Below are 20127 nucleotides of genomic sequence, written 5' to 3' on the forward strand. Positions count from 1 at the left end.
CGCTAGCGTGTCCCGATAATCACAATTTTTGACACTTGGATCAAAAAAGCCTCGCACTTTCGTGCGAGGCTTCTAAGAATGGTGCCTCGACCCGGGATCGAACCAGGGACACGCGGATTTTCAATAGACAGCTTAGCCATAAAAATGATATAAATCAAAAACCTAATTAAAACATAAAATAGCTTTGCAAATTCTTTGCAAATCAACATATAACCTGTTCTACTAGCAGCATGGCTAAACAGATTGCTAGACATGACATAAACGACACGCTGTACATCTTCAAACAAGATAACAGCGAACGTTGGTATGCGCGATTTGTACTGTTCAATACGTGGTACTGCAAATCAACTAAAAAGAAAGATAAAGACGAAGCCATCGCTATGGCACATCGAATATTTCTCGACCACGAAATCCGAATCGAAACCAATACGCTAGTTCAAAGCAAAAGATTCCGGTATGTAGCGGAAAGAGTTATTGAAAAACTTGAACGAGAGCTTAATGTCACCTCTCCTGAAAAACCCAAGGAACGAATCCCTGAGACCTTGATTGACTTTATAGAGAGCCAGGAAGGGAACAAAAATACCGAAAAGAAATTTCGTCATGACTACTCCCTAGCTCTCCGCAAATATCACATCCCCTACTTTGACAGAACATACGTTACATCGATAGACCAAGACGCCATTAAACAGTTTGATTTATGGCGTGAGAAACAATTCGGTCGAACGCCAGCATCCTCGACCTTAAAAACTCACAACGCTGCGCTTAACTTAGTGTTTAAAGAAGCTATTGAACACAAATGGATGATTCCGATACAAGTGCCAGTATTGTCGTCGAAAGGTAAATCAGGAACACGTCGAGCCGCTTTTTCAGAAGAAGAGTATGATGCTGTAATTGATGGTATTTACGAAAGTGAACGTAACGCTCACACCGAGAAGACAAGGCAAATCAGAGAGCTGCTTTATGATTACTGTGAGATTGCAGTAAATACCGGCATCCGTCCGGGCACAGAGATGGAAAGCATCACCTGGGGTGATATAGAACTAAAAGCCCAAGGAAGTAAAGCACAGTTCTTTATCAACGTACGCAAAGGTAAAACAACTAAACACACTGGCACACGAAAAATCGTCTGCAAAAAAGATGTCATTGGCGCGATATCCCGACTCCGCGAACGGTTTCCACATAGAACACCAAGTCAAAAATTATTCCGATTGGCTAACGGTGAAACAACACCACAGTTAGGCAAGGCATTTGAAAAGGTTCTTCAGAATAACAACCTTAAAACGCATTCAGATGTACCAAGGACACTATACTCGTTACGCCACACATACATTACATGGCAACTGCTGGCAGGCACAAGCATGGACGTTATTGCTAAACAGTGTGGTACTAGTGTTGCTATGATTGAACAACATTACAGTCATGTAAGACCTGAAATGTTTGCCGACGAATTATCAGGTGTAACTTTCGATAAAACTAAGCCAAAGCCCGTTTCGAACAAAACACTAGAAAGGCGAGCTAAGAGTGCTGAACGCGACGAAAAACGTTTTAAAGAATGGGCGGCAGAGTACAAGAAACGTGGTTGTATTTAACTATAACTCGCCAGTCAAAGATAAACACGCCTCTTAATTTCATAGGATTCATTCAGTTTAATTTATCTTATTTTCATCATTATAAAAAAATAAAAACATTTTAAATCAGAATCTTACGCGACAACTTATCTGTAATAATTTCCGTTTACTTAATATCTATTAAACAAAAACTATTATAGAGATTTGAGATAAGCAAATATCGGATCTCATCGATTATCTTACTAAAGGCACAACCTTGGGAAGGATAATCAATGAAAATTCTATATGTCGAACAGTCAGAACGACAATTTGATCACTTTAAACGAAATATAAATGCTAATAGTAAATTCAAATCAAACTTAAAAGTTTTTACAACACTGCTTTTGGCTAATTTCATTTTAAGTCCAGAGCAAGTGAACGCTGAGGAGATGGTAGAAAGTATCGTCGTGACAGCAACTAGAAAAGCAGAATCTATACTAAGTGTACCAATAGCAATAGATACTTTGTCTGCGGGGAAAATTGAATCATTTGATGTAGACACTACTAATGATCTGAGTTCATATTTTCCGGGAGTAGAAATACGAGCGGTGTCTTCATCTGAACAGGCGAAAGCGTGGATTAGAGGGTCTGGCAGTATAGATTTTGCGTCAAACACCAATCCAACTGTAGGTGTTTACATAGACGATGTTTATCTCCCAAATACGTTCCAACATACCGCTCCTATTTTCGATCTTGAAAGAATTGAAGTATTGAAAGGCCCACAAGGTACCCGCTATGGGCGGAATGTAACAGGTGGACTAATAAAATATGTTACCGCTAAGCCAGAAGATACTTTCTCCGGCTATTTTGATTTAGGTGTTGGATCTTTCAATGAAATTAAAAGTGCAGGAGCTATTACTGGACCTATATCAGAAACAACCAACTTTCGATTTGCCTACAAATACGTAAATGATGATGGGTGGGCTTCAAGCCGGGCATCTGAACCGAAGGGCGATGGTTTTCCGGGTACACTTAAAAACAATAGCCTTAACGCTGAAAATTTACTTGCAACGAGATTATTACTTGATTGGAATCCGTCAACGCTATTTAACTACGAGTTAATGATACATTCTATGCGTCGTAGAGCTGACGGCGGAACATTTCAGTATGTAGGTATAGTAGACCCCGTAACTTATGAGCCAACTTGTGACCCTCGTTCGAGAATTGATTGCATCGATTACTTAGGTTATCGAGATTCTGACGGCGTTGGTGAGAGGGGGGATACCAGTGCTGGTGACCATGACTTTTTCGGCGATGCAAACTCTGACTCATATGGCCTCTACGGAAAATTAAACTATGATTTTCCTGCATTCAGCGTTAAACATATTATCGCATTTGACCGATTTAAAAGAGATAGTCAGTATGATGCCGATGGCGGCGCATATATGCTTTCTAATAATTACTATAAATCTAATTTCAAAACGGCTTCATCAGAATTTCAGATAACTTCAAATGCACAAGATGAGTTTGATTGGGATCTCGGATTATATATATCATCTGATGAACTGTCCGCAGACAATAAGTACGTTTTCTTTGGCCTAGAAACAGACCAAGAGTTTTATCAGAAACAGCTATCCAAGGCCATATACGGCAACTTAAAATATCCTTTAACATCAGGGTTGTATTTTCTATCTGGGCTTAGATACACAAATGATTCTGTTTACTTTGATCATTACAGTATTAGACCTACAGCACTCGATTTTGCCCCCGGAGATGTAGAAGGGTCTATATCAGATCAGACTTTTACTGATATTTCCTGGACCATTGGACTTCAGCAAGAAATTTCTGAAAATACAATGCTCTATTCTACTGTAAGCAATGGTTACAAGAGTGGTGGTGCCGGAGCAGGATTCGGAGATCCTGGCGAATTTAATAGCTACAAGCCAGAGGATTTAATGGCCTATGAAGTAGGGTTTAAGTCATCATTGTTTGCAGGAAGAGTTGTCTTAGATACCGCTTTTTACTACTACGATTATAGGGATATCCACGTTTTTGATGTTACATCCAATCAATTCGGTGGTCAGAACTTTATAGTAACTAATGCTAGTAAGGGAATTTATAAAGGAGGCGAAATAGGAGCAAATATAAATCTTAATGATTATAACTCTATTAACCTAGGGTTATCATTTATACACGCGAAATATACCGATTTTATAAGTGCGAATGGCGAAAACCTATCAGGTAATGATGTTCCTTTCGCGCCTCCATTGAAAGTAGTTATTTCATATGACTCTTGGTGGAATCTATTCTCTGACTGGGAAACAAACCTCAATTTACGCGTTAGCTATACTGACCGCGTCTTTCACGATGTTAGAAATAATCCTCTATTAACAGCAGATTCTTATTTTTTATCTGATATTGCGCTATCAACAACCAGAAATGATGGAAAGTACAAATACTCTATTTCTATCAACAACCTAACGGACGAACAATACAGAGTTCAATCTTTTGATTTTATAGAATTTGGCTCAGTGACACATGTCCCCAACAAGCCCCGAAATATATCAATAAAATTTAAATACAGCTTTGAATAAGGAAGAAAAAATGGATTATTTAGATGTACCTGTAATTGACTTTTCAAATGCATATTCTGAAAAAATAAATGAAAGATTTAAGTTAGCAGAAGAAATAGGAAATGTTGTTACAAACATTGGTTTCTTAGTACTGTCAAACCATGGTGTAAACCTAGATGTAGTTAAAAAAGCTCAACAACAGGTTTCTGCCTTCTTTTCACTCCCTACTGATAAAAAGAAAGAATTCTCGCCTAAGAGTAAATCCTACTATCGGGGGTACTTTGGCATGGAGACTGGAAACCTTGGAGCTACATTAGGCGATAAAGAGGCTTTACCTGACTTGCGAGAATACTTCACGTTAAATAGGGAGTTAGGTCCCGCTTGTGACGATTATTACAAAACAGGTTTGGCTCAAGAGATATTTATTCCGAATATTTGGCCCGACAATACATTACCTGAATTTAAAATAGCATTACTAGAATATTATCGAGAAATGGAAGCTCTTGCTGAACGAATAATGAGAATGTTTGCATTATCTTTAGGAGTCGACGAATTCTGGTTTTCATCAAAAATTGATAAGCATATGACAAATCTAGTTGCTGCAAATTATCCAGAGCAGAAGAACTCATATTCTCCGTCTCAAATTCGAGCTGGCTCCCATACTGATTATGGTTCACTTACTATTCTTAAAGCAGAAAATAAGCCGGGACTTCAAGTTAAAAACAAATTAGGTGAATGGAAAGACGTGCCAATTGTTGACAATAGTTTTATTGTTAATCTGGGGGACTTGATGTCTTATTGGACTGGAGGTAAATGGGTTTCCAATATTCATCGCGTCATAAATCCTAAAACAAAGGACTCGAATTCCGATAGGCAATCAATAGTCTTTTTTCACCAACCTAATTTTGATGCTGTCATCGAAACAATACCAGGATTAGAGAAATCATCAAAATATCCTACGACGACAGCTTATGAACATCTAATGTCAAAAATTAACAAAATGAACAAAACATCAAAATTTAATGAGATTGGAGAATAATATGATTATTTACGAACCACCAAAAGCACCAAATAAAATTCCTTTAATTGACATAAGTGACTTTTATTCTAATGATTTAGAAAAGCAAAAATCAATTGCGTGGGAGCTACATAAAGCGGCTCGTGAAACTGGATTTTTCTATGTGGAAGGACATAAAGTCCCATTAGCATTAATGGATGCGCAACTCGATTTGGCAAAGAAGTATTTTTCTCAACCAGATGATGTGAAAATGGAATGTTACTCCAAAAATTGGGAAATTGTACGTGGGTATGAACCTGTAGCTGCGCAAGTTTTAGATGAAGGCTCCCCCGCAGACCTGAAAGAAGGTTTTGTTATCGGAAATGACCTGTCACCTTCGCACCCTTACGTCTCAAAAAAAGTGCCCAACTGTGGGCCTAATCAATGGCCTCACAGCCCAACAGGTTTTAAAGAACAATATAATGAGTATTTACATCACGTTACAGGCTTAGCTAAAGATCTGATAGAAATACTCGCTTTGTCTCTTAACCTACCCCGAGACTATTTCGCTGAAGGACTTGACGAACCAATGATTTTTTCTAGGTTATTACATTATCCTGAGCAGCTAAATCATGGAGAGAAGAATCAATTAGGAGCTGGTGCACATACAGATTGGGGAATGCTCACAGTTTTGTTACAGGACGATATTGGTGGGCTGGAAGTGCAAAATGCGGCTGGAGACTGGCTAACGGCTCCTCCTATACCAGGTACATTTGTAGTTAATTTGGGAGAAATGATCAAAGTACTAACTAATGGTCTTTATCACTCGAATATGCATAGGGTTTTGAACAATAATTCAGGCCGGTCACGTTATTCATGCCCAACATTTTTTGACCCTGATTATTTTTATGAAGTGTCCTGTGTATCTACGTGTATGCCAAAAGATAATAATCCAGATTATCAACCAACCACCGTTGGTAAACACATTGCGTACATGTATAGCAAAACATATGGTCTTTGAAATAATATAGTGAATTAAAAATGAACTCCTTGTCTTATTTAAATATATTTTCGAAAGATATCGAACGCCTTAGTAAATTTTATTGTGATGTTTTTGGATTTAAAGAAATAGAAGAAAGTAGATCAAATTATTTCATAGGCTTTGATACTGGTGTATCGAAGTTAGGGTTTAGTAGTTTTGACGCTTACGATTTGTTAGATATCCCGAAACCGGTAAATGAAGTAAAGGAAACCCACCACGTAATTACATTTGAAGCAAATAATATTCAAGAGGTTGACGAATTAACTGAAAAATCCATTGCTAACGGTGCAACACTCCTAAAATCGCCATTCAATACCTATTACGGATGGTATCAGAGTGTTTTACAAGACATTGATGGTAACGTTTACAGAATATCAACCATGTAAGACATAGCCACCGAAACGTTGATTATTAAGTTTATGATAAGATAGGCGGCTTAATTTATTTTGCCGCCATTTTTGACAGAATCATATTCCGAAACCCAAAGTTAACAGATTCATATTGAAGTCATAATCATTACTAAAGAAGAGCAAAGGCTTCATGCAAATATCTTTATACAGCAGCGTTATTGTAAGTTTGTTCGCTACAAATTTGAGTATAATTATATCTACGTGTTAACCTTCTTATCTCGGTCGGAGTTCTTTTGAATTGCTCTTTTATAGCTCTAGAAAAGTGTTGTTGATTTTTAAACCCGCAAATTTCTGATATTTCTAATACTGAATAGTCTTCTTCAGTTAAAAGTTGATAGGCCTTATTGACTCTTTCTGTCCAGATGTACTTCGCGATGCTTAACCCTATATTTTTCTTAAAAATACTATTCATAAATGCGTAGGAATACTTTAAATCTTCGCTCACCGATTTAGCAGAAATATCCGAAACTAGATTTCTGTTGATATATTTAAGGCACTCCCTTACTGGTAAAGGGAGAGGCGACTTGAATTCTTCCTCTTCGATTTCATTCACAAACTCGTTAAACAAAGTCTGACCGTAAGAGTCCCGAAGAATCGATGCATTTACCGAATCGGTATACTCAACTTCTAATGCGGACTGAAAAATAAAATCTAATTTTTCAGTGGTTGATATTGTATATTGTGATGATATTAATGAGGGTAATTGAGAATGGCCTTGTAACTTAACGTTGCACCAACGTACTCTGTGACTTGTTTCTGCAGGATAAATGTATTCGAGTTTTTGTTTTGCTATGATTAACGACGTTTCACCTTTTCTCAGAATATAATCTTGTTCATCTATTTTTACAATACAATCACCTTCAAACAATTGTACGAGCTGAATAACGAGGCCATTTACAGGTCCATACGTACCATAATAGCGGAAGGTAGCTTCTCCAAAATCAAATGATTTAAAGTTTCTCAATAATTGCATACAAATCTCTTACCCTTTGCGTGCTACTTAATCAATGCATTGCACCACCAGAACCTTAAACACTTTGAAAACGCATCAATAAGGTGCAAAACCTAGACAGAATTAAGTAAAATTTGACCAATACGTCTAGGACTAAGATAAAGCATAAGTTATGCCGATCTTTTTGGACTGGGTTGCGGATTTTAGTAGGCTTCACATCGCCCAAGACACCCAGTTGTTCCAGTGTTTATCGACAAATATAATCGTTGCCTTTAATAAATCTATTTAAAAGAATTAAGAAATAGATAAGCAATCAGTTTCCACTTCTAAATAAGTGACGTTAATGCTTATTAACGTGACCTATTTAACTTTTCTCCGGAAGATCGTTTTCCTTTATTAATTGACGTGTGTGAAACTATCAAAGTTATTGGTCTCAGCGGACAATACACGGCGTGTTTGTCGATAGTGAAACAAACTTAAAACTCATGCTATTCAACTCTCGAGTATGTTTTCCCTTCTAAAACTCGGACCACTTGAGCAACGTTTTTCGCACCTATACGAGCAAAAATTTCTTCGACTGAATATTTCTCTGCAAGCTGACGTATCGCTCTTACTTGCTCGACCGATAACCTGCCTTCACGGTCACAAATTTGAGCAATAGCCCAATCATTATCTCGCCATTTTTCCGCTACCCAAGGAGCAGGAAGACCTTTCCTTGGATGCTCATTGAGCCATATACTAATGATTCTGTCACGTTCATCAGGCATCGGGACAACAGATTTTTGAAGCAACCCATTTTCTCTAAGATAACGTAAACCAGATTTTCCACCTGGAATCATATTAAGGCGGCGTTTATCTTCCCAATGACCTTCTACTAAAAATTCTTCAGTAGCGTACAATTTTTCAATGTCGTCAGTTATAGCCATAACTTTGTGATTAACATAAGTAAGCCGCCCTTTTTCCATTTCTTCTCGATATTTCTTATGGAACAGAAGATGACTCCCTGCGCCGATCGCTCTTTTATGTTCTGACCACCGTTTCTGCCAACTACGCGTTGTGACCCCCACATAAAAGAATCCATCATTCGGATACGAGCCCCCTGCCCCAAAAATATGCTGATAAAGCACAAATGCTCTTTTGGAAAAATGCTTCGATGACAGCAGATAATGTGCAGGAATAGAAAAGAGCAAGCTCGGTTGAGTTATCTGACTTTCGTCTATTGTTTTTTTGCCTTGCCTTGCCTTGCAGCTTGAATAAATAAAGGGTCTGTCACCAGCTCGATAGAAATAATCGGCTGAATCACAATTTCTTCATCTTCGAGGCGCTTTCCTGATTTGTAGCCAGTCTCTACTCCGACATTACGATGACCAGCTTCTATTTTTTTAAAAGATGCTACAAAGCCAGGCGTTTTTCCAAGGAAGGTTAAATGGATAACAGGAATCACCTGCCCTGTCTTCAATCTAAATATATCATTAGGATTCTTCGCAACCTTGATCCACTCAGCGCCATAGGGGGATGTACTAATAAAAGTTTTGAGTAGCTGTTCGACTTCTCGGCGGCGAGAAATCATTGGTTTCGGAGCTAAATGTTCCCACCATAATTTGTTGATTGTTACTCCACTACGCATCTATAGAAATTCCTGCTTCTAACGTATCATTATGGAAAAATTACAGTAACACGCAGAGTCACGTATCTTCAAATTCCTTGAAAAGCAGACCCTGTTTTTTCAAAGGAAGCGAGTGTTACAATTAAATTTCCGTAATAAAAAATTATGAACTTTCGGTGGTTCTTTAGGTTTGTCTTAGGTACTTAAAATGTCATGTGTTCGCTGTAATGAGAATAAAACCATCAAGGCTCATTTGATTCCTCAGGTTTTTTGTAAGGAGGTTCAAGTTTGTAAAGGGCATGCGGCAGCTGTAAAAGAAGATGGTTCCTTCCATTTCAGTCAATCAGGAACCTTTGATAGAGGGATACTTTGTGCTGATTGCGATGGTATTTTAGGTCAACTAGAGGAGTATTCAGCAAGAATACTCAAATCAATCAGGGAAAATAGTAAAGGCCTAAGTTTTGGTCCCAAGATTATGGATGATGTTGATAAAGAAAAAATAGCTAGGTTCTGTGTCGGTATTCTATGGAAATATAGTATTACCCAAGAACAATACGGCAAAATAAATCTTTATGGCTTTCAAGATGATGTTAGGCGCATTGCCTATTCTGAAATGGATATTCCTGAGTGGTTTGATGTTGCATTATTCCGACTTAGAACTCATGTTCAAGACGATGGAGTATTTGCTTATCGAGCACCTTTGATTGATAGGAAAAATCGTGTTCGTCTGTATCGATTCATGCTTGGTGGTGACCTTTCCCCCCAAAATAACACCAAATAGCAGGTGATAGCATCACCATCATTTTTCGAGATCCGAACTATTCAGCTGAAAGCGGCGGTTTTCACCCGGTAGAAATACGGTTAGAGAAACATAGTGATACTTGGCAATTTTGCTATATCACCGACTTTACCTATGTTGGTATCGGTCCGTTTGCAGAACTGGCTAAAGATCTCGATTTTGATTTTCAGGCCTGTGTGTTTCAAAACCTGCATGGCCTGTTTCCGATTGAAGTTGCTCTGGATATTTACCAGATATGGGAGGGTAACTTTATGCATTACTGGCAGGAATTGAATACATTCTCACTTCAACTCACCGACTAAACCTCAATATTGTTAAAACGAACCTTATACAGCCAACGTGACTTTTACAGGTAACGTTGTATTGAGTTAGCCTGGTTGTATATGCTGTATTAGTTTCCTAGGAAGTCTTATCAAATTAAATTGAACGCCTTCGGTTGACTCTTTAAAGGCTGCGTCGCTTTGGTCAAAAGATGCAGCTACTATACTTTGCAACCCTTCTAAGCTCGACAATTCCTTCAGCATTTTATTTACACTATGAAGGCCCATTGAATGTTGGGCTGGTTCATCAAACAGCAAAATTCCTGGTTGATTACCAGATTTTTCATAGGATACTTTATAGATTGAAATTAAATAAGCCCAAATTAATCGAACAAAATCACTCGCAGAAGAATCAGATTTAATATCGGTGGAATACTCTCTTAATTCAAGTCCTTCCAAGTAAGGAATTAAAGTTGTTGGGTGAATACTAATATCTCTTACTTGAGCAGAACGATAGTCAAATTTCCTAGCTAGTTCACGGAAGTGCTTTTCCAACAGTTCGATTTTCTTATTATCGTTAAAAGAATTAGTGAACTTGCTCATTTCATTAATTGCACTTTGGCATATTTGATATTCTTTAGACAATGATTCAAGCTGTTCTAAATAACTTTCAACTTCTTTTTTTGCCTAATTGAGAGAAGAGTAACGACTTTCTAAACTAACTTTTCTTCTAATGTCTGTTTCATTTGTAGTAGTGAAGGAAAGCATCTCCTTTCTGAACGAAGTTAGCTCAATCCTCTTAGCTTTCAACTCATCAGAAATCTTTAATTGAGCGGCTTCTTCCTTTGCAATTTGCTTGTCCAACCCATTAAGTAATGATTCAATCATCATTTTTTGATTTTCTAAATGCCTTATATTTTCCTCAATAGTCATAGGCATAGATTCATTTTCTGGTGGGGTTAAAGTACCATCTAGAGGGTTCAGACAAACCGGGCATTGATTTCTAGCTATTTTAAGATTTATCTCTGCACCAAATTCGTTAACTTTCTGAGTAAGCTTATTCTTTTTTAGATCTGCTTTTACACTATCCAAAGTTTGCTGATATTGCCTTTTCTTTGAAGAGCTAATACGTACTTCATCACCACACATCTTATGAAGAAGCATAAGCTCAGAAATGTCGCTTCTTATTTTTTCGATGTTATCAACTAGTTCCGGGCCTTGATCTGTGATGTTTCCCTTTTCCCTTTCTTCGATAGCTCGGATTTTTTCTACGAGGTCAAATAATATTCGTTGAATTGGTTTAAACTCATTATCTTGACCTTCTCCAACATTAACTAGCTCTGGATTAAAGTCTATTAGAGGCTTTCCGCTTAATCCTAACGTGCTTAAAGAAAGAGGTTTTAACGTCATTTTTATTGAAGTTGAAATCTCACTCCAAATTGATGTAATCCTATTTCTTTCAGACTTTAACTCATCTAATTTTTTCTCATTTCTGAAATTATCTAAATCCATCAAAAAACTCACTATTTTTTCTCTGAGTCCTGAAATAGGGTAATAGGGAGTGTTCGCGATGTAGTTTGTCCAGCCTCGCTTTTGCTCAATAAATATCGAGCTAAATATAGTTTGAAGATATAGCTTTGACTCACCTCCATTATTATTCGACACAAATGGTAGCTCTATGCCTATGAATTTTTCTAATAAAGCAAAAAAACCTAATTCTTTATCTTGCGCAGAGCCAGAATCGTGTAAGAATGTGTATGTGGAGGAAAATTTTCCTGATTCATTAGCTGTTAGGAAAGCTCCTTCTATAACTTCAACTAATTTGGTATTTTTATCATTTGAAGTAATCGCACGCTTAAATGTCCTGATATCTCCTTTGGAGTTCTCAACTTCAACAATTGTGCTTGATTCAACGATATTTATTTTCTTATTTTGTAATTCAAAGTGACTCTTTAGTGCATAGGGAAGTACTTTAGGACCTTTCGCTCCAATAATTTCTTCCATACCAATTGAATAGATAAGAGCATTGACAAGTGTACTTTTACCTGAGGAGTTATCTCCCCTAATAATATTTAGGCTGTCACTAAATTTATACTCAAACCCGTATTCAGTATCTCCACTGAAAATCTTAACCTTGAATTTCCTAAACTTCATTCTTCCATCTCCTTGCTACATCCTTGACCATCTGCTCTGTTATAGACTTACCAATCAAAGTTAAGCGCTCAGCATCATCGCCAAATAAACCTTGGATATTTCCTTTATTTAAAAAATTCTTTCCAGTGTGAGTTATTTGAAAGCCTGTATTTATTTTTTTTATCAACCCTTCAGCTGCTCCAAAATTTAAAGCCATATTTAACACAGGATCAATGCCCCATACTCCGAAAGAAATTGCGCCAGACTGAGATGAACTAACAAGCATTTTTAGGCGGCTTTTATCTTTTAATGCCCAATTAAATAGGTGCAAACGGATAAGTGACGATTTACCGCCGGTAGAACTTATATTTAAGATAAGTAAAATTTGACAAATTTTATACATTGGGCGATGTTCCGGAATTACTGGCATCGCTTTTCTTTCAAAATGCAGTATACTCATTGATCTATCTCCAATGGACATAGAGCTATCCATTTAGAAATTATATGATCGACAATCTGATTCAAATCAGAGTCAACAATTACTCCTCCTATATTATCGTCTTTTTCCAATCTCTCTTTTAATTGCGTGCTTACTTTTTCCAAAAGTGAAGATGCGGTACCCTCCCAAGTGAGAGATACCTCCTCTATCTCATTTTCATACTGATTGATAACTCTATTAAGAGATTTATAAAGACTGGGTGATTGTTTCTCTATTTTTCTAATTAATTCATCACCCAATAAAAACTTATCGGTTGTTATTTTGTTTAATCTTTTGTGAGTATTAAGATTGTAGTTTCCTCCTCTGATGCTTCTTATTTTATTTTTTCTGTTTATATTTTCTTCATACTCAGTAGAATTCTCAGTTTTCTCTAGACTGTCTTTTTGAGATTCTGAAAAAATAAGTAGCTCACCCCTTAGAGTTTGAATTACTCTAAACTCTGATAAATAATGGCCAATATCATGGATTAAGATTTGAAAATCATCATCGAGAATATCTAAATTCCAACCTCTAACTTCAGTTTCTTTAGTTCTAACATGGCTATAAATATGGTTTTTTGCGATTCTTGGAGTAATAAATATCCACTGTTTTATTTTCTCATCTCCAATACGGCTCGCAATTTCATTTTGATATTCTTTTAATTTATTCAAGTCTTTGGTGATTTTACCGACTTGCTTGGTATGTAATGTTGATGTGTCGTATTCTTGTTTAGGGCAATAACATTGAATAGCAATACCATGGCCTAACATAAAACCTTCAATTCCCCAATCTCCTGGAGAGGGAACCATTTCCTGATAAGTTGAGTATCTTTTTTTATAGACAATTTGGCATAGGCCTTCCCAAGTGTTTCCATCCATCGGGCCTATTTCTGTTTGGATCATGTTATATATACCTCAATCCATTGATTCACTCCTTGTTAGATTATATTGGTCCATCTTTAACTGTAAAGTTAAGGTCATGAATTAGAGTTAAATTATTTGAGGGAATTAGGAAGGAATATCAATTATTCTAATCAAAAAATAGTATCGAAGGTCGATTTAGTTACTCAGTCATCTAGGAAAGAATGGCGCTAGAAGCGGGACAATTCTGATAACCCGTTATATCTAAAAGTTTCCGAGGCACTAATATAAACAAAAAAGCCCTGACCATTTCTGTTCAGGGCTTCTGTGTAATGGTGCCTCGACCCGGGATCGAACCAGGGACACGCGGATTTTCAATCCGCTGCTCTACCAACTGAGCTATCGAGGCGAAAACTGGTTAGCATTGCCAGGTGTTTGTACCTGTCTTGCTGTGGGTGCGTATTTAACGAGTTTCGAGCTTTTAAGTCAACCGTTTTTGTCAGAATTTTTTCTAACTGCGCGTTCTTTGCTCAATATGCACAAAATCACGGCTTTTTCGGTGGAACATAACCTTCAATGGTGGGCTCTTTGCCTTCAAACAGAAACGCTTCCATTTGCGTTTCCAGGAATTGCCTGTCAGTGGGCTCCATCATATTCAGTTTTTTCTCGTTGATCAGCATGGTTTGCTTCTTTTGCCATTCGGCCCAGGCTTCCTTCGAAATATTATCGAAAATACGTTTACCTAACTCGCCTGGATAAAGCTGAAAATCCAATCCATCTGCGTCTTTTTTATAATGCGCACAAAATACAGTTCTTGGCATAGCTGTCTGTCTCCTGATTCAATGTGGTGATTATAACTGTTTCGACAGCGCCGTCAGAATTCTTTTCACTGGGGTTGGCACTCCCACTTCTAACGGTTCGTCCAGGCTCACCCATCGCCAGCCGGATTCCGCCACTTGCTGAGGAAATTGTTCGCAGTTAATTACCTCTGGTTCAATATCCAAATGATAGTGAGAAAAGGTATGTCGAAACGGCTCTACAATATCCAGAGTCTCGTGCGAACCAATAAGCTGAGAAAGTTGTGACGACAGCAGTGTACCCGGCTCTCGCTCAAAGAAACTCCACAATCCACCCCAAATGCCGGTTTGCGGCCTTTGCTGAAGCAACACAGAACGCTGACACAATATCACGCTCATCACGGTTTGTTTTTCAGGTAGGGTCTTTTTAGGCTTTTTGCCCGGATAATCCGTTTGCTTGCCTTGTGCATAAGCCACGCAGTCGCTTTGCAGTGGGCATTCATCACACTTAGGTTTACTACGCGTGCACAGCGTTGCGCCCATATCCATCATGGCCTGGGTGTAATGATTGGCCCGTTGCTGAGGCATTAAGTCTGTGGCGTATTCCCACAGGGCGTTTTCTACACTTTTGGTACCCGGCCAACCACTAATAGCAAAATATCGCGCCAGTACGCGCTTAACGTTGCCGTCCAGAATAGGGTGTGACTGCCCGCCTGCAATTGACAAAATGGCGCCCGCCGTGGAGCGGCCAATACCAGGCAATGCCATTACACCCTCGAGCGTATCAGGGAATTCGCCGTTGTGCTCATCACGCACTTGCATTGCCGCTTTGTGCAGATTTCTGGCCCGGGCGTAATACCCCAATCCTGTCCACAACTGCAGCACGTCGTCCTGAGGTGCATTGGCCAACTCAACCACCGTAGGAAAACGCGCCATAAAGCGTTCGAAATACGGGATCACGGTGGTCACCTGCGTTTGCTGCAGCATGATCTCAGACACCCACACCCGGTAAGGGTTTACGTTTTGTTGCCATGGCAGGTGTTTGCGTCCGTGTTTGTCGAACCAGGTTAAAATGCGATCTGAAAACAGCTGTGACATGAACTCCCCGTATTGGTATAGCAAGCGTTGACGGATTGATTGGCGGCAAGTGTAACAGTGATTGCCTGACCAACGTAGTGCCTGTTACGATTGCATACCCGAATCAGGTTTACTTCTATGACTGTACTTTTTCTTCCCGGCACGTTGTGCGATGAACGCGTTTGGCTTCCTGTATGGAAAAAACTGCCGGCCATGGCGCGTGCCTATGTGCCTCTGCAATGGGCGAATACGCTGCAGGATATGCTCGCGTTAACCAGTGACCGCGCCACCCAGGGCGAAAAGGTACATCTGGTTGGCTACTCAATGGGAGGCTACATTGCCGCATTGTGGGCACTGACTTACCCTGAACGTGTTGCATCATTGACCTTACTGGGTTACTCACCACTCGGGCTGACAAACGAAGAGACCGCCAGGCGTAAGCAACTGCTTGCTGTGTTAAAACAAGGCAAGTTTGCGTCGCGCCAAAGCCAGTATCTGGCCAATATGATCATTCCTGCCAAGCAGGACAGTTTGCTGCCCTTTATCACTGATATGGCAAGTGACCTGGGCGGCGCCACATTGCAGGCGCAGGTGTCCAGCACCACACCGCGAAAAGATTTGTGTGCCAAGCTCACCACTCTGAAATGCCCTGTGCATATTATTGCTGCCGACAAAGACGCGGTGGTACCGGTAGCTTCAATACATCAGGCGGGCAGCAAATTACCCGGAGCAACGGTTAGCATAGTGCAAAACAGCGGTCATATGATGCTATTGGAACAGCCGGAAAAGGTAGCGTCTTTGATCGTCAAAGGTTTATCACTTTAGCCTACAACCCGCGAAAGCCGGCCATTTCACGCTATAATCGTTGCATTTACGAACACTAAGTGGATAATGCCGCAGCGTAAAAGAGGTAAAGAACAGCATGGGTCAATTTAAAAGTCAGGCAGAAGCCGAAGCCGCTGGTGTATATGTCAGCAAAGTCAAAAGCTACGTTAAGCGCGAAGGCCGGTTAACTAACGGTCAGGCACGCGCGTTAGAAACCTACTGGCCAACCAAAGGCATCGAATATCAGGAACAGCCATTAGATCTGGCTGACACCTTTGGGCGCAGCGCGCCGGTAGTGGTAGAAATCGGCTTTGGTATGGGCAAGTCACTGGTTACCATGGCCCATGAAGCCCCTGAACTGAATTTTTTGGGCATTGAAGTACATCGCCCAGGCGTTGGCGCATGTTTAGCAGATGCTGGCGAATTAGGCGTGGAAAACTTACGTGTAATGGAACACGATGCAGTTGAAGTGTTAAAGCATATGATCCCAGATGGAAGCTTGCATCGCTTACAGCTGTTTTTCCCGGACCCATGGCACAAGAAACGCCATCACAAGCGCCGTATTGTACAGGCAGAATTTGCTGAGCTGGTGAGAACCAAGCTGGCAGTGGGCGGTACATTTCATATGGCAACTGACTGGGAGCCTTATGCAGAATATATGGCAGAAGTCATGAATGCAGCCCCGGGTTACACCAATACTGCACAAGGCGGTGACTACGTTGAGCGTCCGGCTTACCGCCCTATTACCAAGTTTGAAGTTCGTGGCCAGAAACTGGGCCATGGCGTCTGGGACTTAATTTACGAGCGCACTGAATGAGTTTATCACCGGCATCGCAACTTGTTATTCGCAACATAGATCAGTTCGAAGAAGGGAACTGGTTGGTTATTAATGCCGATGATGCCGGGCTGTTTCCCGCTTTGCAGGCATTTAGTCTGACCGCATTACATCAGTTCTTTGATGTATTTTGCCAGGCAACCGGGCGCAATGGCGCCGCACAATTCGATAGCCGGGATATTTGCGAAGAGCCACAGGCTATTCACATCACCGCCGAAAATGGGCAGCACAAACACGTATTTGCGCCCTATCTGAACAAGGCAGAAGCGACCGATGTGCTGTTGTTCCTGCCAAAAGCCAAAGCGCATTTAAGCATGCTTATGGCAATGGCCGCCAACCTGGTCGGCAACAACGGCCGGGTTCATGTTGTTGGCGAAAACAAAGGTGGTATTAAAAGCGCAGGCAAAACCATGCAGCAGTTCGGCGCCGTGCAAAAGCTCGACTCAGCCCGTCACTGCAGCTGGGTAACCTGTGAAGTAAGTCATGCCCCGGGTAGTTTTTCACTGCACGATTGGACTGCCATCGATACCTATACGCTGAATGAACACGAATGGCAGGTATGTTCGTTGCCGGGTGTATTCAGCCACCGGGAGCTTGACGCAGGTACAGAGCTACTGCTGTCTAAATTGTCCAAGACGATGTCAGGTTCGGTGCTGGATTTTGCTTGTGGCGCAGGTGTGATTGCCAGCTATTTATTGAGCGGTGGTGCCCGCATTCAGGCAGAGCTGCTGGATGTCAGTGCACTGGCGCTATGGTGCAGCGCACATACACTGGAGCAAAACGGCAGTCAGGGTAATATCATTGCCGCAGACACACTGAATGGTGTTACTCACCGATTCCAGACCATTGTAACGAACCCGCCTTTTCACACTGGCGTAAAAACCGATTACCGCATTACCCGCGAGTTTATCGCCGGTGCAAAGCAGCGATTAACCAGTAACGGTAAGTTGTATTTGGTAGCAAATCGCTTTTTACCTTACGCGGAATTGCTCGACGAGCAATTTAAGCAACCTGCCACGCTGGCGCAAAACACCAGATTCTCGGTTTATTTTGCACAAAATTGATTTTTAATGTGGTAATTTGTTCTTCCATAAGAAAATCATGGATTGTGCAGGAGAAACAGGTTGAAGATTGTCTTTGCTATCTCGGAAGTTGAAGATTTAGTAAAAACGGGAGGGCTTGCTGACGTAGGCAAAGCGTTACCTTTGGCGCTACAAGCCGCTGGTCATGAAGTGAGTATCTTTTTACCTTACTACAAAACCATTGCACAGCAGCACAATTTGCCCGAAGCCTGTCCGGCCCAGACTCTGTTTACCGAAAGCAAGGTTTACCACTTTACGTTACGTCATATGGAATGGCGCGGCGTTAACGTGTACTTTGTTGACTACCCTGAATATTTTGATCGCGACGGCCTCTACAACAGTGCCTATGAAGCCTATGGCGATAACGGCGAGCGCTTTGCCTTTTTCAGCGGGGCAGTCCTGCACGCTTTGCAAAGTCTGAATCAGCAGCCAGATATTATTCACTGTCACGACTGGCACAGCGCCATGTTGCCATTCCTGTTAAAACAGGACCCGTCTGGCTATTTCGCCAATACCAAATCGGTGTTTACTATTCACAATGCGGCCTTTCAGGGCGTGCACCGATTAGAAGACATTCCATTTCTGCGACATCACCCTAGCATTCTGAATCAGGTTCACGGTGGTTATATTAACTACTTACAATCCGCCATCGAATGCGCAGATAAAATCACTACAGTGAGCCCTAACTACGCCACGGAGCTCCTTACAAATCTGGGAAGTCACGGCCTCCACGACCGCCTGGTGCAACGCGCGGGTGACTTGTCTGGCATTCTGAACGGTTGCGATTACAGTCAGTGGAACCCCATGACAGACGGCTATATTCCAGCTCACTTTAATGCCGATGATTTGTCTGGCAAAGCAGAATGCAAAGCGAATCTGCAAAAGCGTTCAAACCTGCCCAAAGAGCCGGGTGTACCGGTGTTTGGCATGGTCTGTCGCCTGACCGAACAAAAAGGTTTTGGGTATCTGGTGCCTATACTGGACCGCTTAATGCAGCACAAACTGCAAATGGTTATTATAGGAACAGGTGATCCGAGTGTATGTCAGGATCTAGGCGAGTTTGCCGAACAACACCCTGACAAGTTCGCATTTATCAATGGATTCAGTACCGAACATGCTCACCTTATTGAAGCTGGCTCAGACTTTTTTCTGATGCCTTCTCAATTTGAGCCTTGTGGCCTGAATCAGATGTACAGTCTCGCTTATGGCACAGTGCCGATTGTGCGTGGTGTAGGCGGCTTGAAAGACACGGTTATTGACGCTGAGCAAAACCCACTGGACGCGACGGGCTTTGTCTTCTTTGAACCAACACCCGACGCACTGCTGAACTGCATCAGACGCGCCTTGCTGGCCTATCACGAATGCTCTACCCGTTTCCGTGAAATGCAGCAACGAGGTATGGGTACCCGCTTTACCTGGGAAACCGCTGCCACTGCTTACCTGTCGCTTTATGAGAGTATGCATGCATGATACTGCGATGCCTTAGTCGCAAGATAGTCAGCATTGTCTGGTTATCGTTCTTTGTGAACGGTATTGCCTTAGCTGAGGTGCCGGAGCAGTGTGTTCAGGCACCTCAGCGCACCAGTATGTGCCCGCACACGCTTTTCCGTATTGCCAAAGCCCCCGTGCCGGGGCTCAACATTCCCAAAAACGGCATGGTATGTCTGTGTCTTTCAGACCTTACCGACCTTCCTGCCGTCGACCAGCCCAAGGCATTCGAAGCCATGGCAACACATTTACAAATGCCGGTCACTGATCTTTTTGTGCTGTTGGAAATTCCGGTTCCCGACTGGGCAAAACAATAAAACTGCACGCTTTAAGCTAACATTTCGACTACTTCGAGCTAATTAAAGA

At 40.9% G+C, this 20127-nt stretch carries 21 protein-coding genes and 1 tRNA gene; 12 read left to right on the plus strand and 10 right to left on the minus strand.

The window, feature by feature from the left end; all coding sequences use genetic code 11:
* The first annotated feature begins 230 nt into the window (after positions 1 to 230).
* The 5 genes from BUB81_RS00935 (at position 231) to BUB81_RS00955 (ending at position 6545) form a co-directional block, all read left to right on the plus strand.
* Positions 231 to 1589 carry a tyrosine-type recombinase/integrase gene (locus tag BUB81_RS00935; protein WP_073316893.1) on the plus strand — a complete coding sequence of 453 codons (1359 nt, stop codon included), beginning with the start codon at positions 231 to 233 and terminating at the stop codon, positions 1587 to 1589.
* A gap of 251 nt (positions 1590 to 1840) precedes the next feature.
* A complete protein-coding gene (locus tag BUB81_RS00940; RefSeq protein ID WP_073316895.1) occupies positions 1841 to 4141 on the plus strand; it encodes a TonB-dependent receptor in 2301 nt (766 codons plus the stop codon).
* A gap of 10 nt (positions 4142 to 4151) precedes the next feature.
* Positions 4152 to 5159: an isopenicillin N synthase family dioxygenase gene (locus tag BUB81_RS00945; protein WP_073316897.1), complete on the plus strand. Its 1008-nt coding sequence runs from the start codon at positions 4152 to 4154 to the stop codon at positions 5157 to 5159.
* 1 nt (position 5160) lies between these two features.
* Positions 5161 to 6138 (plus strand): isopenicillin N synthase family dioxygenase, encoded by a 978-nt coding sequence (locus BUB81_RS00950; RefSeq protein ID WP_073316899.1) that lies wholly within the window; start codon positions 5161 to 5163, stop codon positions 6136 to 6138.
* A 20-nt stretch (positions 6139 to 6158) separates the two neighbouring features.
* A complete protein-coding gene (locus BUB81_RS00955; protein ID WP_073316901.1) occupies positions 6159 to 6545 on the plus strand; it encodes a VOC family protein in 387 nt (128 codons plus the stop codon).
* Positions 6546 to 6711: 166 nt separating this feature from the next.
* Here BUB81_RS00955 and BUB81_RS00960 read toward each other — a convergent pair whose 3' ends face one another.
* From BUB81_RS00960 to BUB81_RS22270, 3 genes are all read right to left on the minus strand, one after another.
* Positions 6712 to 7542 carry a helix-turn-helix domain-containing protein gene (locus BUB81_RS00960; RefSeq protein WP_073316902.1) on the minus strand — a complete coding sequence of 277 codons (831 nt, stop codon included), beginning with the start codon at positions 7540 to 7542 and terminating at the stop codon, positions 6712 to 6714.
* Positions 7543 to 8009: 467 nt separating this feature from the next.
* Positions 8010 to 8648: a GIY-YIG nuclease family protein gene (locus BUB81_RS22265; RefSeq protein ID WP_217653436.1), complete on the minus strand. Its 639-nt coding sequence runs from the start codon at positions 8646 to 8648 to the stop codon at positions 8010 to 8012.
* An 89-nt stretch (positions 8649 to 8737) separates the two neighbouring features.
* Positions 8738 to 9148: a hypothetical protein gene (locus tag BUB81_RS22270; protein WP_217653437.1), complete on the minus strand. Its 411-nt coding sequence runs from the start codon at positions 9146 to 9148 to the stop codon at positions 8738 to 8740.
* 187 nt (positions 9149 to 9335) lie between these two features.
* Here BUB81_RS22270 and BUB81_RS21815 point away from each other — a divergent pair, with 187 nt between their 5' ends.
* Both BUB81_RS21815 and BUB81_RS00970 read left to right on the plus strand, forming a co-directional pair.
* Positions 9336 to 9908, plus strand: coding sequence for a hypothetical protein (locus BUB81_RS21815; RefSeq protein ID WP_084526086.1), 573 nt, complete (start codon positions 9336 to 9338; stop codon positions 9906 to 9908).
* A gap of 11 nt (positions 9909 to 9919) precedes the next feature.
* Positions 9920 to 10228, plus strand: coding sequence for a DUF2787 family protein (locus BUB81_RS00970; protein WP_342742588.1), 309 nt, complete (start codon positions 9920 to 9922; stop codon positions 10226 to 10228).
* Positions 10229 to 10294: 66 nt separating this feature from the next.
* Here BUB81_RS00970 and BUB81_RS21820 read toward each other — a convergent pair whose 3' ends face one another.
* From BUB81_RS21820 to mutY, 7 genes are all read right to left on the minus strand, one after another.
* Positions 10295 to 10831, minus strand: coding sequence for a hypothetical protein (locus tag BUB81_RS21820; RefSeq protein ID WP_139241464.1), 537 nt, complete (start codon positions 10829 to 10831; stop codon positions 10295 to 10297).
* 42 nt (positions 10832 to 10873) lie between these two features.
* Complete coding sequence (locus BUB81_RS00975; protein WP_084526092.1) at positions 10874 to 12340, minus strand: hypothetical protein; 1467 nt, start codon at positions 12338 to 12340, stop codon at positions 10874 to 10876.
* Positions 12330 to 12779: a hypothetical protein gene (locus BUB81_RS00980; RefSeq protein WP_073316903.1), complete on the minus strand. Its 450-nt coding sequence runs from the start codon at positions 12777 to 12779 to the stop codon at positions 12330 to 12332. The genes BUB81_RS00975 and BUB81_RS00980 overlap by 11 nt, the downstream gene beginning before the upstream one ends.
* Positions 12776 to 13699 (minus strand): hypothetical protein, encoded by a 924-nt coding sequence (locus BUB81_RS00985; protein WP_073316904.1) that lies wholly within the window; start codon positions 13697 to 13699, stop codon positions 12776 to 12778. Before BUB81_RS00985 ends, BUB81_RS00980 begins: the two co-directional genes overlap by 4 nt.
* A gap of 291 nt (positions 13700 to 13990) precedes the next feature.
* A tRNA-Phe gene (locus tag BUB81_RS00990) sits at positions 13991 to 14066 on the minus strand.
* A gap of 136 nt (positions 14067 to 14202) precedes the next feature.
* Positions 14203 to 14478 carry an oxidative damage protection protein gene (locus tag BUB81_RS00995; protein ID WP_073316905.1) on the minus strand — a complete coding sequence of 92 codons (276 nt, stop codon included), beginning with the start codon at positions 14476 to 14478 and terminating at the stop codon, positions 14203 to 14205.
* A gap of 30 nt (positions 14479 to 14508) precedes the next feature.
* A complete protein-coding gene (mutY, locus tag BUB81_RS01000; protein ID WP_073316906.1) occupies positions 14509 to 15552 on the minus strand; it encodes an A/G-specific adenine glycosylase in 1044 nt (347 codons plus the stop codon).
* Positions 15553 to 15669: 117 nt separating this feature from the next.
* Here mutY and BUB81_RS01005 point away from each other — a divergent pair, with 117 nt between their 5' ends.
* The 5 genes from BUB81_RS01005 to BUB81_RS01025 all read left to right on the plus strand — a co-directional run bounded on the left by BUB81_RS01005 (position 15670) and on the right by BUB81_RS01025 (position 20078).
* Complete coding sequence (locus tag BUB81_RS01005) at positions 15670 to 16356, plus strand: alpha/beta fold hydrolase (protein ID WP_073316907.1); 687 nt, start codon at positions 15670 to 15672, stop codon at positions 16354 to 16356.
* Positions 16357 to 16453: 97 nt separating this feature from the next.
* Positions 16454 to 17173: a tRNA (guanosine(46)-N7)-methyltransferase TrmB gene (trmB, locus tag BUB81_RS01010; RefSeq protein WP_073316908.1), complete on the plus strand. Its 720-nt coding sequence runs from the start codon at positions 16454 to 16456 to the stop codon at positions 17171 to 17173.
* Positions 17170 to 18255 carry a methyltransferase gene (locus tag BUB81_RS01015; protein WP_073316916.1) on the plus strand — a complete coding sequence of 362 codons (1086 nt, stop codon included), beginning with the start codon at positions 17170 to 17172 and terminating at the stop codon, positions 18253 to 18255. Before trmB ends, BUB81_RS01015 begins: the two co-directional genes overlap by 4 nt.
* 60 nt (positions 18256 to 18315) lie before the next feature.
* Complete coding sequence (gene glgA / locus BUB81_RS01020) at positions 18316 to 19743, plus strand: glycogen synthase GlgA (protein ID WP_073316917.1); 1428 nt, start codon at positions 18316 to 18318, stop codon at positions 19741 to 19743.
* Positions 19740 to 20078, plus strand: a complete 339-nt coding sequence (locus BUB81_RS01025) for a hypothetical protein (protein WP_139241465.1) — start codon at positions 19740 to 19742, stop codon at positions 20076 to 20078. The genes glgA and BUB81_RS01025 overlap by 4 nt, the downstream gene beginning before the upstream one ends.
* Positions 20079 to 20127: the final 49 nt, after the last annotated feature.

The sequence above is a fragment of the Marisediminitalea aggregata genome, assembly GCF_900129565.1.
Taxonomy (GTDB): domain Bacteria; phylum Pseudomonadota; class Gammaproteobacteria; order Enterobacterales; family Alteromonadaceae; genus Alteromonas; species Alteromonas aggregata.

Coding starts and splice junctions, on each gene's coding strand:
- BUB81_RS00980 (WP_073316903.1), bottom strand. CDS start 12,779: ATGAGTATACTGCATTTTGAAAGAAAAGCGATGCCAGTAATTCCGGAA.
- BUB81_RS00955 (WP_073316901.1), top strand. CDS start 6,159: ATGAACTCCTTGTCTTATTTAAATATATTTTCGAAAGATATCGAACGC.
- trmB (WP_073316908.1), top strand. CDS start 16,454: ATGGGTCAATTTAAAAGTCAGGCAGAAGCCGAAGCCGCTGGTGTATAT.
- BUB81_RS21815 (WP_084526086.1), top strand. CDS start 9,336: ATGTCATGTGTTCGCTGTAATGAGAATAAAACCATCAAGGCTCATTTG.
- BUB81_RS00985 (WP_073316904.1), bottom strand. CDS start 13,699: ATGATCCAAACAGAAATAGGCCCGATGGATGGAAACACTTGGGAAGGC.
- BUB81_RS01025 (WP_139241465.1), top strand. CDS start 19,740: ATGATACTGCGATGCCTTAGTCGCAAGATAGTCAGCATTGTCTGGTTA.
- BUB81_RS00940 (WP_073316895.1), top strand. CDS start 1,841: ATGAAAATTCTATATGTCGAACAGTCAGAACGACAATTTGATCACTTT.
- BUB81_RS00975 (WP_084526092.1), bottom strand. CDS start 12,340: ATGAAGTTTAGGAAATTCAAGGTTAAGATTTTCAGTGGAGATACTGAA.
- BUB81_RS00945 (WP_073316897.1), top strand. CDS start 4,152: ATGGATTATTTAGATGTACCTGTAATTGACTTTTCAAATGCATATTCT.
- BUB81_RS00960 (WP_073316902.1), bottom strand. CDS start 7,542: ATGCAATTATTGAGAAACTTTAAATCATTTGATTTTGGAGAAGCTACC.
- BUB81_RS00950 (WP_073316899.1), top strand. CDS start 5,161: ATGATTATTTACGAACCACCAAAAGCACCAAATAAAATTCCTTTAATT.
- BUB81_RS00935 (WP_073316893.1), top strand. CDS start 231: ATGGCTAAACAGATTGCTAGACATGACATAAACGACACGCTGTACATC.
- BUB81_RS22270 (WP_217653437.1), bottom strand. CDS start 9,148: ATGCGTAGTGGAGTAACAATCAACAAATTATGGTGGGAACATTTAGCT.
- BUB81_RS01015 (WP_073316916.1), top strand. CDS start 17,170: ATGAGTTTATCACCGGCATCGCAACTTGTTATTCGCAACATAGATCAG.
- mutY (WP_073316906.1), bottom strand. CDS start 15,552: ATGTCACAGCTGTTTTCAGATCGCATTTTAACCTGGTTCGACAAACAC.
- BUB81_RS00995 (WP_073316905.1), bottom strand. CDS start 14,478: ATGCCAAGAACTGTATTTTGTGCGCATTATAAAAAAGACGCAGATGGA.
- BUB81_RS01005 (WP_073316907.1), top strand. CDS start 15,670: ATGACTGTACTTTTTCTTCCCGGCACGTTGTGCGATGAACGCGTTTGG.